Source organism: Vibrio sp. 10N.237.312.B06, from assembly GCF_041464685.1.
Lineage (GTDB): Bacteria > Pseudomonadota > Gammaproteobacteria > Enterobacterales > Vibrionaceae > Vibrio > Vibrio tasmaniensis_A.
Genome location: NZ_JBFSPI010000005.1, coordinates 38,891 through 54,017, shown reverse-complemented (window position 1 = coordinate 54,017; position 15,127 = coordinate 38,891). Strand labels below are relative to the sequence as shown.

The following is a 15,127-nucleotide window of genomic DNA, read 5'->3' as shown; positions in this document are numbered from 1 at the left end:
CTAACATCTAATTGAGAAAATTCGACTATATCGATAGCTTTTCGTGCTCAATCGAGTCTTTTAGCTCTTATTTACGTAGGGTTTTTCTTTGAAAACTTGATCTGTTGAATCACCAAACCAGCAATAATCAGCATCAAACCAAACAGTGTCGCTGGGTGAATCTCTTCGCCAATGATGGTTGAAAGTAGCATTAACGAGATAAACGGTGAGGCAAAAATTAGGTTGCTGATACGCGCCGTATTGTTGGTTAGCTTTAGAGCTGATAGCCACAAGACAAAGGTAATGCCCATCTCGAACAGGCCAACATAAGTCACGGCCATCCAACCTTTCGCTGTGATTTGGCTAAAACTCTCGCCTTCGTAAACGGTTAAACCAATTGCGAATGGCAATGCCACTAAGAACCCAAGCAGTACACCCACCACAGGGTCAGCTTTATTTTTGGTATTGAGAATCCAGTAGCCCGCCCAAAGCAAGGTTGAAAGCAGAGCCAGTGCCACACCGAGTGGACTATCGAACTGCATGCCTAGCACATCGCCTTTGGTGGCAATAACTACAACACCCGCATAGCTGAAGGTACACGCAATCCAATCTTGTTTACGAATCTTTTGTCCCAGAAACACCGCAGCCATTAAGGTTAGCGTGATCGCCCAACTGTAGTTGATGGCTTGCGCTTGAGATGCAGGCAGCAGGTCGTATGCTTTGAATAGAATCAGGTAATAGGCCAGTGGGTTAACCAAACCGAGCAGTAAGTAATACCAAGGGTTTGAAAGAAACGTGGTACTCAGTTGAGAAAGCTTACCTTGAAACGCGCAAACGGCGATCAGCGCAATCGACGACACAATGCTGGCGATGGTCAGCATTTGAATCGGTGAAAACTCAGCAAGGGTCAGCTTAAAAGCAGTAGCGACTGTTGACCACAGTAATACCGCAGCAAGGCCAAAGCCCAAGGCACGACGTTCGTTCATAGCAACTCATTCTAATTTGATGGGGCAGAATAGGGAGCGCTTAGTCTATCTGTCGAATTTTAATACGGCAAACTGGACATTTATCCAGTATCAAAATACCATTTAATGAGTTATTTCCAATTAGGCTAAATCATTATCATGCAATGGATTATCGAACATCAGGCAACGCTTATCGCTGCAATTTCTGGCGCGCTCGTCAGCGGCGGTGTCGTGGGTTGGTGGATCAAACAGAAGTTCTCTTTTCAGCAGCGACTTCTTGAACAGCAACTAGAGTCCGACCGTTTGCTGCATGAGTCACAACAATCTCAGCTCAAATCCTCACTCGTAGAGGCGCAACAAGAGCTCAATGAGCTGGATGATGATCGAGATAAAGCGGCATTTGAACTTAAGCAGGCACATGGCAAGGTGATGGCTGCGATGGAGAAGCTGCGCTATTTTGAAGCCGTGAAGCAAGAACGTCAGCAGTATGCCGATGATATCAATGTTCTTAAGGAGCATAAGTCTGAGTTGGAGGCAGAGCTTCGCGAGCAAGAAGCTAGGCACGACCAAGAAAACCTCGCTAACAGTGAAAAACTGCAGCTGTTAGAGCAGGCAGAGTCCCGATTGAAGCAGCAGTTCGAACTGTTAGCGAATCAACTGTTTGAGAGCAAAACCGCCAAGGTCGATCAGCAGAACAAGCAGAGTCTTGAAGGTTTGTTATCACCGCTGAGAGAGCAGTTAGAGGGCTTTAAGAAGCAGGTTAATGATAGCTTCAGTCAAGAAGCCAAAGAGCGTCACACCTTAGTGCATGAGCTTAAAAACCTGCAGCGCCTCAATGAGAGCATGACGCGTGAAGCGGTTAACCTGACCCAAGCACTAAAGGGCGATAACAAACAGCAGGGGAACTGGGGCGAAGTGGTGCTGGCTCGCGTGTTGGCGGATTCAGGCTTACGAGAAGGTCATGAATACCAAACGCAAGTGAACCTACAAAACGATGCCGGCAAGCGTTACCAACCGGATGTGATCGTGCATTTGCCACAAGATAAGCAGGTGGTGGTGGATTCGAAAATGGCTTTGGTGGCATTTGAGCGTTACTTCAACGCTGAGAGCGATCAACAACGCGACGCAGCACTGCGTGATCATTTGGCTTCACTGCGAGCGCATATTAAAGGCTTGAGCCAGAAGGATTATCATCAGCTCAAAGGCATACAGAGCTTGGATTATGTATTGATGTTTATTCCGGTAGAACCTGCGTTTCAAGTCGCGATTCAAGCTGATCCTAGTTTGGTCAAAGACGCGATGGAACAAAACATTATCTTGGTCAGCCCTACGACCTTGCTGGTGGCACTGCGTACCATTGATAACCTGTGGCGCAACGAAAGACAGAACCAGAATGCACAAATCATTGCAGAGCGCGCGAGCAAACTTTACGACAAGCTGCGCTTGTTTGTTGATGATATGGAAGGTCTTGGTAGCTCATTAGACAGAGCCAACCAAAGTTACCAAGGTGCCATGAATAAGCTGGTGACTGGTCGTGGTAATGTGATTCGTCAGGCCGAAAGCTTTAAGCAATTGGGTGTTGAGGTGAAGAAACCTATCTCGGTTGGCTTGGCGGAAATCGCTCAAAATGAGGCTTTTTCAGAAAATGCCTCCTTAGTAGAAAGACAACCCGCTGAGGATAAAGTAAACTAATCGGCCGCAGCGCCTCTAAAGAGAGAGTGTACTGTCGATGAGAACTTACCATGGTAGATAACAGCATTATGGACACAAGCGTGCAGACAAATTCAGCAGTAGAGTCAGAAACCACACACTTTGGTTTCGAAACAGTCGCGAAAGACCAAAAAGTCGCGAAAGTAGCAGAGGTATTTCACTCTGTAGCCGCTAAATACGACATCATGAATGACTTAATGTCGGGTGGTGTTCACCGCTTGTGGAAGCGATTCACGATTGATTGCAGTGGCGTGCGCCCTGGTCAACGTATCCTCGATCTTGGTGGTGGTACTGGCGACCTTACTGCGAAATTCTCGCGCATCGTTGGTGAAAAAGGCCACGTGGTTCTTGCTGATATCAACAACTCAATGCTGAATGTTGGCCGCGATAAACTGCGTGATAGCGGTATTGTTGGCAACGTACATTATGTTCAAGCAAACGCTGAAGAACTGCCTTTCCCTGACAACTACTTCGATTGCATTACCATCAGCTTCTGTCTGCGTAACGTAACCGATAAAGACCAAGCACTGCGTTCAATGTACCGCGTACTTAAGCCGGGCGGTCGTCTGTTGGTTCTTGAGTTTTCTAAGCCAGTGCTTGAGCCTCTATCAAAGGTTTACGATGCATACTCTTTCCACCTATTGCCAAAAATGGGTGAGCTGATTGCTAACGATGCAGACAGCTATCGTTACCTTGCAGAATCAATCCGTATGCACCCTAACCAAGAAACCTTGGAAGGCATGATGCAAGAAGCGGGTTTTGAAAATACTAAATACTTCAACCTAACGGGCGGCATTGTTGCGCTGCACCGCGGTTACAAGTTCTAGTCGAACTTGGTAGCAGGCTCGTAGAGTGTGCTAAAAAATAAGAATAAAGATAGAACGGATAGGTTAACGCTTATCCGTTTTCAAAGGTAAGGACAGTCATGCCATTTGATCCATTGGTCACCGCGGTTATTGAAACCTCTTTAAATACTTTCGTGAACGATGATCCAGCTTTGGTTCGTCGTTTGTCTCGTTTAAAGGGGCAGATCATTCAAGTTAATTTGAAAGAGCTGAATAAAACTCTCACTTTCGTTTTTAGCCAACAAATCGATGTGTTGTCTGAATACGAAGGACAACCTGATTGCTACCTATCTTTGAACCTATCGGTACTGCCAGAACTGCGTGAGCAATCGAACATCACCAAACTGATCAAGCAAGATAAGCTGATCTTAGAGGGTGATATTCAACTGGCTCAGAAATTTGCTCAGCTAATGACAGACTGCAAGCCTGACTTGGAAGAGTGGCTATCGCGCGTGACTGGAGATGTGGTTGCCCATACCTTGGTACAAGGCGTTAAGAATGTTGGTGGCCTTGTGGCTAAGCAAGCGACTAAGCATCAAAACCATCTCGCTCAGGTATTAACTGAAGAGTGGAAGATTGCACCAGCGCCATTAGAAGTGGCACATTTTTGCGATCAGGTTGACGACGTGAAAAGCTCAGCTGCACGTCTTGAAGCTAAACTGAACGCTCTGTTGGAGAAAGCATGACCCCAACAGAACTGAAACGTCTTTATCATATTATCAAGGTACAGTTGGAATACGGCCTTGATGAGTTGATGCCTGAGCACCAGTTGACCAAGGCTCCTTTGCTGGCGAGAAAGTCACTGTTTTGGCTCAAGAACAAACATCAAGATAAAGAATTGGGTCATCGCTTGCGTTTAGCGTTGCAAGAATTAGGGCCTGTTTGGATTAAGTTTGGTCAGATGATGTCAACGCGTCGCGACCTATTTCCTCCTCATATCGCTGATCAGCTAGCACTATTGCAAGACCAAGTGGCGCCATTTGATGGTCAATTGGCTAAACGAGATATGGAAAAAGCGCTCGGTGGTAGCCTAGATAACTGGTTTACCGACTTTGATATCGAGCCATTGGCTTCTGCTTCTATCGCTCAGGTGCATACCGCAAAGCTCAAAGAGAGTGGTCGCGAGATTGTTCTGAAGGTTATTCGCCCTGATATTCGCCCGGTGATTGACGCAGATCTAAAACTGATGCACCGAATGGCGCGTATAGTCGCTAAGTCGCTTCCTGAAGCACGTCGTTTGAAACCGGTTGAAGTCGTTCACGAGTACGAAAAAACGTTACTTGATGAACTAGACCTGCGCCGAGAGGCGGCCAATGCGATTCAACTACGACGTAATTTTGAAGGCAGTGAAGAGCTGTATGTTCCAGAGGTTATCCCTGATCTAAGCAGCGAAACCCTGATGGTGTCAGAGCGTATCTACGGTATTCAAGTATCCGATATTGAAACGCTAAACGCCAACGGCACCAACATGAAATTGCTGGCTGAACGTGGCGTGACGGTATTCTTCACCCAAGTATTCCGAGACAGCTTTTTCCATGCAGACATGCACCCGGGCAACGTATTCGTTAACCCAGAGAATCCAGATAACCCTCAGTGGATTGGTTTGGATTGTGGCATTGTCGGCACGCTCAACAGTGAAGATAAGCGCTATTTAGCAGAGAACCTGTTGGCTTTCTTTAATCGAGATTACCGTAAAGTCGCCGAGCTGCACGTTGATTCGGGTTGGGTGCCACACGACACTAACGTCAATGATTTTGAGTTCGCGATCCGTATGGTGTGTGAGCCAATTTTTGCAAAACCACTTGGCGAGATCTCATTTGGCCATGTGTTGCTAAACTTATTTAATACAGCAAGACGTTTCAACATGGAGGTTCAGCCTCAGTTGGTACTTCTGCAGAAGACCTTGTTGTATGTGGAAGGCCTAGGTCGTCAGTTGTATCCGCAACTTGATTTGTGGGCAACCGCCAAGCCTTTCCTTGAAACCTGGATGATGAATCAGGTGGGGCCGCAAGCTGTGATCAACGCAGTAAAAGAGCGCGCGCCATTCTGGGCAGAAAAACTGCCAGAGCTGCCAGAGCTACTTTATGACAGCTTGCGCCAAGGTAAAGCGATGAACCACAGAATGGATCAGCTTTATCAAGGCTATCGAGATAGTAAGCGTCAGCAAGCAACTGGAAAGTTTTTGTTTGGCGTTGGAGCCACTTTAGTCGTATGCTCCGCAATATTAGTTTCAAGCCCTTATGAGCAGCTATCTATGGGCTGTGGCATCGCAGGTGTCACATTTTGGCTGCTAAGTTGGCGAGCTTACCGTCGTTAGACAGTAGACTCTTTTAAAATTTATGTGTAGATAGCCTGAGGAAGATATTATGATTGGTTGGCAACAGCTACTTATCATCGCCGTTATTGTGATTTTATTATTTGGTACAAAGAAATTACGTGGTGTTGGTGGTGATTTGGGTTCAGCGGTTAAAGGCTTCAAAAAAGCAATGAGCGATGAAGATAAGCCTGCAGATAAGAAAGACGCAGACTTTGAACCAAAGAATATTGAACAGCAAAAGACAGAAGCTAGTGCTGAAACAACTGCTGAAGCAAAGAAAGACAAAGAGCAGGTATAAAAAGTGTTTGATATCGGTTTTTGGGAACTGGTATTAATATCTGTCGTTGGGTTAGTGGTGTTAGGGCCTGAGCGTTTGCCCGTTGCAATTCGCAGTATCTCCCAGTTTGTTGGGCAAGCGAAAAGCATGGCAAACAGTGTGAAAGATGAACTTTCTCATGAGCTTAAGGTGCAAGAGCTGCAAGAAAACCTACGCAAGGCGGAAAAAATGGGTATGGAAGATTTATCTCCAGACCTAAAAGCATCAGTCGATGAACTCAAGCAGGCCGCTGCTGAGGTTCAACGTCCGTACGCTAAGCCTGAGTCTGATAAGCCAAGTGAGACTAAACCTAGTGTCACGGAAACTGTTGAATCTGAAACCATTCAGGTCAACAGCGAAGCTTCAGCGCCGTCAGATAAGAAAGCCGAATAGTTTCGCAAGGAGGAGTCGCCGGATACTTGAGTCGTTAGATGTTTAAGTCGTTAGATGTTTAAGTCGATAGCTATTCAAGTAGATAGATACACGCGCGGCTCCTTTCTATATTTCCTCATAAGAGTTTTGACATGTCCTCGACAGAGCAATCACAACCTTTAATCAGTCATTTACTAGAATTAAGAAACCGCTTGCTGAGAGTGATTCTAGCTGTTCTAGTTGTTTTTGTTGGCTTAATTTATTTTTCTAATGATATTTATGAATTCGTATCAGCACCTTTGGTAGATCGCCTACCGGAAGGGGCGACGATGATCGCAACTGATGTTGCGTCGCCATTTTTTACCCCGATGAAGTTAACCTTAATCGCGTCTATTTTTGTCGCGGTGCCGTTTATTTTGTATCAGGTATGGGCTTTTGTCGCTCCGGGCCTATACAAGCACGAGAAGCGTTTGATCATGCCGTTATTGGCTTCAAGTTCATTGCTGTTTTATTGTGGTGTGGCGTTTGCTTACTTCGTAGTATTCCCGTTGGTGTTTGGCTTTTTTACTGCAATATCATTGGGAGGGGTCGAGTTTGCGACTGACATATCGAGCTATCTTGATTTCGTATTGGCATTATTCTTTGCGTTTGGCGTTGCCTTTGAAGTGCCAGTCGCCATTATCTTGCTATGTTGGACTGGGGCTACGACTCCTCAAAGTTTGGCAGAAAAAAGAGCATATATAGTTGTTGCTGCTTTTGTCATAGGTATGCTTTTGACTCCTCCAGATATGATTTCACAAACCCTATTAGCAATTCCGATGTGTCTATTGTTTGAAGTCGGATTGTTTTTTGCGAAGTTTTATACAAGGAAGGATGAGGAAGATGGGGATTAGCATATGGCAGGCTTTAATAGTTCTTTTGATCGTGATTCCCCCCTTTATCCCTATTATTATTGCTCATAAAAAAAAGCATGCATATAGAGTTGCAATAACCATCTTGTCAGTCGTTGGTCTATTCATATTTTTATGTTGGGTTGCTGCTCTTATTTGGTGTTTTATAGAACCGGCAAGAAAGCAATACCCTATCTCCGATGAGCTTGAGAAATTATACGAGCTGAAGCAGAAAGGTGTCATAACTGATGATGAGTTCATAATGAAGAAAAAAGAACTTCTTCAGACATAATAAAAAAGCGGCCCTAGGCCGCTTTTTTATTATGTCTGTTTATCGAATCTTTAACTGATAACCACAGTTCTGACATATATAGAGCTCTTTGATGCCTCAAATTTTATGCCATAGAGTTCGATGTTGACGTTGTAAGTGTTGTGAATGATCACACATAATCAACTACCACCATATGCAGGCGGTTGATAGTATACATATCACATTGTTTTCTCAAATAAATTGAGGATAAATCCGTAATAATTACTTATTAATAGATTCATCATAGATTAAACAATGATTTAGCATTGATGGTGGTTATATTTTCGACTTCTTCAAGGGTAATTCCGCGTAATTCAGCGATGCGTTTTGCCACCAGTTCGGTGTACGCGGGCTCGTTACGTTTACCGCGATTCGGTGTTGGTGCTAAGTATGGGCAATCTGTCTCTAGGATGACGTAATTCATATCAAGATGTGGAATCACCTTATCCATCCCCGAGTTCTTAAAGGTCGATACGCCGCCTAAACCTAAATGAAAGCCTAGCTCGTTGATCGCTTGAGCTTCCTCTAAGCTGCTGCCAAAACAGTGGAATACGCCGCGTAAGCTGCCATCTTGTTCTTGGCGAAGCAGGGCAAGTGTCTCTTCAATAGAATCACGCGTGTGGATCACGACAGGTAGGTCTAGATCTTTTGCCCACTGCAGTTGGGTCACAAACGCCATCTCTTGTTCGGCCTTAAAGGTTTTATCCCAGTACAAGTCGATCCCAATCTCACCCACGGCGATAAAGTCATGTTTATCAAACCAAGCTCGAATGGTTTTCAGGGTTTGCTCGATATTCGCATCCACATAACAAGGGTGTAAGCCCATCATTGAACGACACACATCAGGAAACTGAGCTTCCGTCGCTAACATGGGCTCGATAGAATCTAAATCGATGTTCGGCAGTAGAATGGTATCAATACCTTGAACCAGTGCGCGCTGCACGACTTGTTCACGGTCTTCATCGAATTCGCTCGCGTAAATATGAGCATGGGTGTCGATCATTATTTTGTCCTGAAAGCAGTCTTTACTGAGTTGTCATGAGTATACGGCAGTGTGAGGAGAAGGTCATTTTTTGCCATTTATCCCTGTTTTTGAGTGGGTTTTATATTTTACTGCTAGCGTCCTGAGCCATCAGTGATATGCTTTTGCCTGTATTTAGCACTTTTCATATCTAAGCATTTCGGTGCTTAGACTAGGCAAGGAGAATCTAGTGTCTGTTTCAATTCAAGGTCAATTCCCAGGTCGCCGTATGCGCCGTATGCGTAAGCACGACTTTAGCCGTCGCCTAATGGCAGAAAATCAATTGTCTGTGGATGACCTCATCTACCCAATGTTTATCCTGATGGGTAAAGACCGCCGCGAGCCTGTCGAGTCAATGCCGGGTGTTGAACGCTTGTCGATCGATCTGATGCTTGAAGAAGCGGATTACCTGTCAAAATTGGGTGTTCCGGCGATTGCTCTGTTTCCGGTCGTGAACCAAGATGCTAAAAGCTTATGCGCGGCTGAAGCTCATAATTCAGAAGGCTTAGTGCAGCGTGCGGTACGTTCATTAAAAGAGCACGTGCCAAATATGGGTGTGATTACTGATGTTGCACTGGACCCATTCACTACTCACGGCCAGGACGGCATCATCGATGAAGATGGTTACGTGATGAATGATGAAACGACTGAAGTGTTGATTCAGCAGGCGTTATCGCATGCTGAAGCCGGTGCAGATGTGGTTGCTCCGTCGGATATGATGGATGGTCGTATTGGTAAGATCCGTGAAGCGTTAGAGGAAGCGGGTTATATTCATACTCAGATTATGGCGTATTCTGCGAAATACGCATCGTGTTATTACGGCCCATTCCGTGATGCAGTCGGCAGTGCTTCGAACCTGAAAGGTGGTAATAAGAAGAACTACCAGATGGATCCTGCCAACAGCGATGAAGCGATTCACGAAGTGGCAATGGATCTTAATGAAGGTGCGGATATGGTGATGGTTAAGCCTGGTATGCCTTATTTAGACATCGTGCGTCGTGTGAAACATGAACTTCAAGCACCAACGTATGCTTATCAAGTGTCTGGTGAGTATGCGATGCACAAAGCAGCAATTCAAAACGGTTGGCTAAAAGAACGCGACACCGTTATGGAATCACTGCTGTGCTTTAAGCGTGCTGGTGCTGATGGCATTCTGACTTACTTCGCTAAAGATGTTGCAGAGTGGCTTGCTGAAGACAATGCACAAGCAGCCAAGCACTTAAAAGAAAAGTAACAACTTAACGTTAACTTAAGTGATATTCAGTAAAAGGGTTGGCCATTGTGTCAGCCCTTTCGCTTATGAGGATGGAAGAAGATGTCAGTCATAGTACGTGAAGGTTCACTGGAAGAGGTTGTGTCTGTTGTCGAGCAGATCTCTGAGTTTGCTAGAAAAGAGAGTGTCGCTTCACTGGCAGCTCGGCTTGAAGGGAAAAAGAGCCTGATCTTAGTGGCTGAAGAGGCGAACGTGTTACTCGGCTTTAAAATTGGTTATGAGCTTAACTCAAATACTTTCTATAGTTGGTTTGGGGGTGTGTCACCGCTTGCAAGAAATAAGGGGGTCGCACAGGCTCAATTAGATGTTCAGGAGCTGTGGGCACAAGATCGGGGTTATGAGCAGCTGAAAGTAAAATCTCGTAACCAGTTCCCTGCGATGCTGTGTTTACTATTGAAAAATGGATATCGAATAGAAAAACTGGAAGAAAAAGAAGAGATTAATGAAAATCGAATCCATTTCATGAAGCAATTATCAGCTTAATGATTTGCTTTATCGGGGGGATAAATCATTTAAAATGAATTTAATGAGATTTATTATCATTTAGTTGTTGACTATTAAATGAGAATCATTATTATTAACCCTGTCTTAGGGAATGAGGAAATGTTCACAAGGATGTTAAGTACTCAAGTATCAACTTGGTTACCCAACAGAATTCTCGCGAACTTGTACTAAGTTCTTTTTGACACGACATTGCTCACATTGCTTCCAGTGTAATTTATAGCTTTTAGGTAAAGCTGTGGTATTCAATTTGAATGGCTTTACCAGTTTTTGCTAGGCGACATCTTCGGGTGTCGCTTTTTTTATACCTCCAATTCAACAATATGCATATTTAGTGGCACGTTTTTTTATGAATAAAACGCCATCAGCATTCTTTTCCACAATGCAGGATCGTAAAAAGATCGTTGATCATCTGCTCGATCTGTAAAATTATTCTTTATTTTCAATGTGTTGTTAGTGTTTTTTGATTTGTTAACCTTACTTCTCAACAGGGTGGATAAATAATATAAACAGAGTTATCCACAGAACGCTTGCGTCTAAGAACAAAAAATAACAACAAATCGATTATAACGAATACAACCGAGTGAACGGATACAGATCGACAACATGGAACCCAACCAACAGACGTGGCATTCTTAACAGATAATTTCTGTACTTACTGGATTCACAAATATTATGGCTCGTATTCCTGATAATCCATTGATTCTGATCGATGGCTCTTCTTACCTATATCGCGCGTTCCATGCTTACCCTGGCACCATGAGCAATGGTGATATCCCAACGAACGCTGTTTATGGTGTAGTTAACATGCTACGCAGCATGATGCGTCAATTTGCTTCTGATCGTATTGCGGTTATTTTTGATGCGAAAGGGAAAACGTTCCGTGATGACATGTACCCAGAGTACAAAGCAAACCGCCCACCTATGCCTGACGATCTTCGTTGCCAGATAGAACCATTGCACAATGTGATTCGTGCGATGGGTTTGCCACTTATCTCTATTCCTGGCGTTGAAGCAGATGACGTGATTGGTACGTTGGCTTCTCAAGCTTCTGCGATGGGGATGCCTGTACTTATCAGTACTGGTGATAAAGATATGGCGCAGTTAGTTGATGACAACGTTACTCTGATCAACACCATGACCAACGTGGTAATGGATCGCGAAGGTGTGATTGAGAAGTTTGGTATCCCGCCAGAACTGATCATCGATTATTTGGCACTGATGGGTGATAAAGTCGATAACATCCCTGGTGTTCCGGGTGTGGGTGACAAGACAGCGACGGCTTTGCTACAAGGCATTGGTAGTATCGAAAAGTTGTATCAGAATCTTGATGATATTGCGGCGCTTGGTTTCCGTGGTTCGAAGACGATGGCTAAGAAGCTGGCTGATAATAAAGCCAATGCTGACATGTCTTACGAGCTTGCAACAATCAAGCTAGATGTTGAGCTTGAAGAGACACCAGAATCATTGGTAAAAGCTCAACCCAATATCGATGAGTTGATCAAGCTATACGGCCAATTGGTTTTCAAATCTTGGCTGAACGAGCTCCTTGAAGGTGGCAGCGGCGTGGTTGAGGCGGATGAGAAATCTTCCGCAGCGGGAGCTGGATCAGTACGTAGCAGCGCTTCTACTGTAGAGATGAATACGTCTGCCGTAACGATTGATCGTAGCAACTACGAAACGATTCTAGATGAAGCGTCATTCAATGTTTGGTTAGAAAAGCTTAAAGCAGCTGAATTGTTTGCTTTTGATACTGAGACAGACAGCCTTGATTACATGGTGGCGAACCTGGTCGGTCTATCATTTGCGACGGACGAGGGCGTTGCCGCTTACGTACCGGTTGCTCATGATTACCTAGATGCACCTCAACAGCTGGATCGTGATTGGGTACTTGAACAACTTAAACCGATTCTTGAAGATGATGCTCAAGCTAAAGTGGGTCAAAACCTGAAGTACGATATGAGTGTGCTAGCGCGCTACGGTATCGAAATGAAGGGTATTAAACATGACACCATGTTGGCGTCTTACGTTTTCAATAGCGTAGGTGGCAAGCATGACATGGACAGCCTAGCGCTGCGTTTCCTTCAGCACAGCTGCATCTCATTTGAGCAAATCGCAGGTAAAGGTAAGAAACAGCTTACTTTCAACCAGATAGAACTGGGTGAGGCGTCTCCATACGCTGCAGAAGATGCTGACGTGACATTACGTCTTCATAACCGCCTGATGGAAAACATTGAGCAAGATGAAAAGCTAAAAACCATCTATGAAGAAATCGAAGTACCACTGATTCCTGTGATGTCTCGCATTGAACGCACAGGTGTATTCATTGATGACATGTTGTTAGGGGCTCAATCGCAAGAGATTGCGGTTCGTCTGGATGAGCTAGAGCAGAAAGCTTACGAGATAGCAGAGCAAGAGTTCAATATGAACTCGCCAAAACAACTGCAAGCGATCCTGTTTGAAAAAATGGGTCTGCCAGTTATCAAGAAAACGCCATCAGGTGCACCTTCAACCAACGAAGAAGTGCTTCAAGAGCTGGCGCTTGATTACCCGCTACCTAAGTTGATCATTGAGTATCGTGGTCTTGCGAAGCTTAAGTCGACGTACACAGATAAACTGCCGAAGATGATCAACGCTGAGACTGGTCGTGTTCATACGTCTTATCATCAAGCGGTGACCGCGACGGGCCGTTTGTCTTCGACTGATCCAAACCTACAGAACATCCCAATTCGTAATGAAGAAGGTCGTCGTATCCGCCAAGCATTCGTTGCACAGCATGGTTGGAAGATTCTAGCGGTCGATTACTCTCAAATTGAATTGCGTATCATGGCGCACCTATCGGGTGATAAAGCGCTGCTGGAAGCATTCCAACAAGGCAAAGATATCCACGCGGCAACGGCTGCTGAGATCATTGGTGTTGATATTGAGAGTGTGACCACTGAACAGCGTCGTCGTGCTAAAGCGGTTAACTTTGGTCTTATCTACGGCATGAGTGCTTTTGGTTTGGCTAAGCAGCTAGGTATTCCTCGTGGCGAAGCACAACACTACATGGATACTTACTTTGAGCGTTACCCAGGTGTGATGCAGTATATGGAAGAGACACGCAGCGCGGCTTCAGAGCAAGGCTTTGTTGAAACCATTTACGGTCGTCGTCTGCACCTTCCTGAGATTCAATCTCGAAATGGCATGCGTCGTAAGGCTGCTGAACGTGCGGCAATCAATGCGCCAATGCAGGGCACAGCAGCAGATATCATTAAGAAAGCGATGCTGTTGGTTGATGAATGGATTCAAGCGGAAGGCGATGGTCGTGTGAAACTGCTTATGCAGGTACACGATGAATTGGTGTTTGAGGTGGAAGAGTCAGCTTTAGCCGAAATTGAAAGTAAAGTACAAGAATTGATGGAATCTGCTGCAGAGCTAGAAGTACCGCTTGTCGCGGAAGCTGGCCACGGTGACAACTGGGATCAAGCCCACTAATCAGTTTTTGACCTTATTGAGTAAATTAGTATGAGCCAGTGCACAAACACTGGCTTTTTTTTGTCTCGAATAAAGTTAAGTCATAAGAAGATTTTGGGTGTTTTAATAAAACGTTCATGAAAAAAAACTACAAAAATGGTTTTCATTTCTGAGCAATTGTTGTACATTAAATCTTGTAGGGTACAGAGGTAAGATGTTCTATCTTTCAGACCTTTTGTTTCACGTTATTGGATTAGGCTGATTCAGCCGCCCCAGTCAGTATTTGACTGGGGCGTTTTTTCTTGTGCGAAAGAAAAATATCTCCAACCTACTATTCCCCCGTAAAATCTCCCATTTTTAGTGCCTTTTGTTACGTTTCCCCTAAGCACCGTGATAAACACTTGATTGCCTTAGATCTGGAATTCAATCAGCAATTGGTAATTTTAATCCGTCTCTAAGTGCATTGTTTTATTCTTGAAAATAACTTTTATTTTACAAGTGACTCATAATGCATTGATCGTTTACGTCTTATTTATCAGTACATTGAGTGGGTGAATGCTCAATGTAGTCCATGATTTCCTGTTGTTTCTCTGTGCTGTATTTCAGAGCTTCGGCCGTGATCTGGATAGATTGCGCCATAGAAGAGATATTGTTGGTCGCTTCCACCAAGGTTTGCTGCATGGGTTTTAGGATAAGTAGATAGATAGCGGTCAACGCGATAACAATGACAGTGATAACGGCTGCCAACGCAATAATGATTTTAGTTTGGATATCATCTAGCAGTAATTGACTGGTTTTCTTAAAGGCGAGTCGAGATTGGTCTAAGACTTGTGGGAGTTGATTGAGTGATGTCTTGGTGGAGCTCGCAAGCTGATTGATGCTTTCAACGGTTTGATTCAAGGCTTGTTGTTGGTCATTGCTGAGGTTGGGGTTGTTGACTATCGCCTGCAAAGATTGCGATATCACCTCAAGGGACTCACTCGCGTCTTTTGCATACTTTTCCATACCATCTAGGTCTAAAGTCATATCAACATTGACTAGAGCGGCCTCGGTCTTGGGCTGTTCCGCTTCAGATGCTACACCGGAAAATGAGATCAATATAAGTGCGATGGTCGCCAAGGGTTTTTTCCACATGAGTATTCCTTTCTCACTGTTTAGTTTGTTAAAGGTTT

14 protein-coding genes are annotated in these 15,127 nt (G+C 44.6%); 11 read left to right on the top strand and 3 right to left on the bottom strand.

Annotated elements, in window-relative coordinates; genetic code table 11:
- Nucleotides 1-71: 71 nt before the first annotated feature.
- Nucleotides 72-965, bottom strand: coding sequence for a DMT family transporter (locus tag AB6C75_RS02420; RefSeq protein WP_372106722.1), 894 nt, complete (start codon nucleotides 963-965; stop codon nucleotides 72-74).
- A 138-nt stretch (nucleotides 966-1,103) separates the two neighbouring features.
- On the opposite strand from AB6C75_RS02420, the gene rmuC reads away from it, so the two are divergent.
- From rmuC to AB6C75_RS02380, 8 genes are all read left to right on the top strand, one after another.
- Nucleotides 1,104-2,636, top strand: a complete 1,533-nt coding sequence (gene rmuC / locus AB6C75_RS02415; RefSeq protein ID WP_372106721.1) for a DNA recombination protein RmuC — start codon at nucleotides 1,104-1,106, stop codon at nucleotides 2,634-2,636.
- A 65-nt stretch (nucleotides 2,637-2,701) separates the two neighbouring features.
- Nucleotides 2,702-3,481: a bifunctional demethylmenaquinone methyltransferase/2-methoxy-6-polyprenyl-1,4-benzoquinol methylase UbiE gene (gene ubiE / locus AB6C75_RS02410; protein WP_029222994.1), complete on the top strand. Its 780-nt coding sequence runs from the start codon at nucleotides 2,702-2,704 to the stop codon at nucleotides 3,479-3,481.
- Nucleotides 3,482-3,579: 98 nt separating this feature from the next.
- Nucleotides 3,580-4,185 carry an SCP2 domain-containing protein gene (locus tag AB6C75_RS02405; protein ID WP_017631979.1) on the top strand — a complete coding sequence of 202 codons (606 nt, stop codon included), beginning with the start codon at nucleotides 3,580-3,582 and terminating at the stop codon, nucleotides 4,183-4,185.
- Nucleotides 4,182-5,816: a ubiquinone biosynthesis regulatory protein kinase UbiB gene (ubiB, locus tag AB6C75_RS02400; protein ID WP_009848053.1), complete on the top strand. Its 1,635-nt coding sequence runs from the start codon at nucleotides 4,182-4,184 to the stop codon at nucleotides 5,814-5,816. Before AB6C75_RS02405 ends, ubiB begins: the two co-directional genes overlap by 4 nt.
- Nucleotides 5,817-5,865: 49 nt before the next feature.
- The gene (tatA, locus tag AB6C75_RS02395) at nucleotides 5,866-6,114 is read left to right on the top strand and encodes a Sec-independent protein translocase subunit TatA (RefSeq protein ID WP_371707189.1); all 249 of its coding nucleotides are present in this window, start codon (nucleotides 5,866-5,868) and stop codon (nucleotides 6,112-6,114) included.
- Between the two features lie 3 nt (nucleotides 6,115-6,117).
- Entirely contained in the window at nucleotides 6,118-6,525 is a 408-nt protein-coding gene (gene tatB / locus AB6C75_RS02390) for a Sec-independent protein translocase protein TatB (protein ID WP_371707188.1), read from the top strand.
- A 131-nt stretch (nucleotides 6,526-6,656) separates the two neighbouring features.
- The gene (tatC, locus tag AB6C75_RS02385; protein WP_371707187.1) at nucleotides 6,657-7,397 is read left to right on the top strand and encodes a twin-arginine translocase subunit TatC; all 741 of its coding nucleotides are present in this window, start codon (nucleotides 6,657-6,659) and stop codon (nucleotides 7,395-7,397) included.
- A complete protein-coding gene (locus tag AB6C75_RS02380) occupies nucleotides 7,387-7,686 on the top strand; it encodes an SHOCT domain-containing protein (RefSeq protein WP_371707186.1) in 300 nt (99 codons plus the stop codon). The genes tatC and AB6C75_RS02380 overlap by 11 nt, the downstream gene beginning before the upstream one ends.
- Nucleotides 7,687-7,945: 259 nt before the next feature.
- Here the strand turns inward: AB6C75_RS02380 and AB6C75_RS02375 are convergent, their stop codons facing one another.
- Nucleotides 7,946-8,707: a TatD family hydrolase gene (locus AB6C75_RS02375; protein ID WP_372106718.1), complete on the bottom strand. Its 762-nt coding sequence runs from the start codon at nucleotides 8,705-8,707 to the stop codon at nucleotides 7,946-7,948.
- Nucleotides 8,708-8,915: 208 nt separating this feature from the next.
- Here AB6C75_RS02375 and hemB point away from each other — a divergent pair, with 208 nt between their 5' ends.
- The 3 genes from hemB (at nucleotide 8,916) to polA (ending at nucleotide 13,976) form a co-directional block, all read left to right on the top strand.
- Nucleotides 8,916-9,959 (top strand): porphobilinogen synthase, encoded by a 1,044-nt coding sequence (gene hemB, locus AB6C75_RS02370; RefSeq protein ID WP_009848049.1) that lies wholly within the window; start codon nucleotides 8,916-8,918, stop codon nucleotides 9,957-9,959.
- Between the two features lie 81 nt (nucleotides 9,960-10,040).
- A complete protein-coding gene (locus AB6C75_RS02365; RefSeq protein ID WP_372106716.1) occupies nucleotides 10,041-10,481 on the top strand; it encodes a GNAT family N-acetyltransferase in 441 nt (146 codons plus the stop codon).
- A gap of 693 nt (nucleotides 10,482-11,174) precedes the next feature.
- A complete protein-coding gene (polA, locus tag AB6C75_RS02360; protein WP_372106714.1) occupies nucleotides 11,175-13,976 on the top strand; it encodes a DNA polymerase I in 2,802 nt (933 codons plus the stop codon).
- 507 nt (nucleotides 13,977-14,483) lie between these two features.
- Here polA and AB6C75_RS02355 read toward each other — a convergent pair.
- Nucleotides 14,484-15,089 carry a GTP-binding protein gene (locus AB6C75_RS02355; protein WP_372106712.1) on the bottom strand — a complete coding sequence of 202 codons (606 nt, stop codon included), beginning with the start codon at nucleotides 15,087-15,089 and terminating at the stop codon, nucleotides 14,484-14,486.
- Nucleotides 15,090-15,127 lie beyond the last annotated feature (38 nt).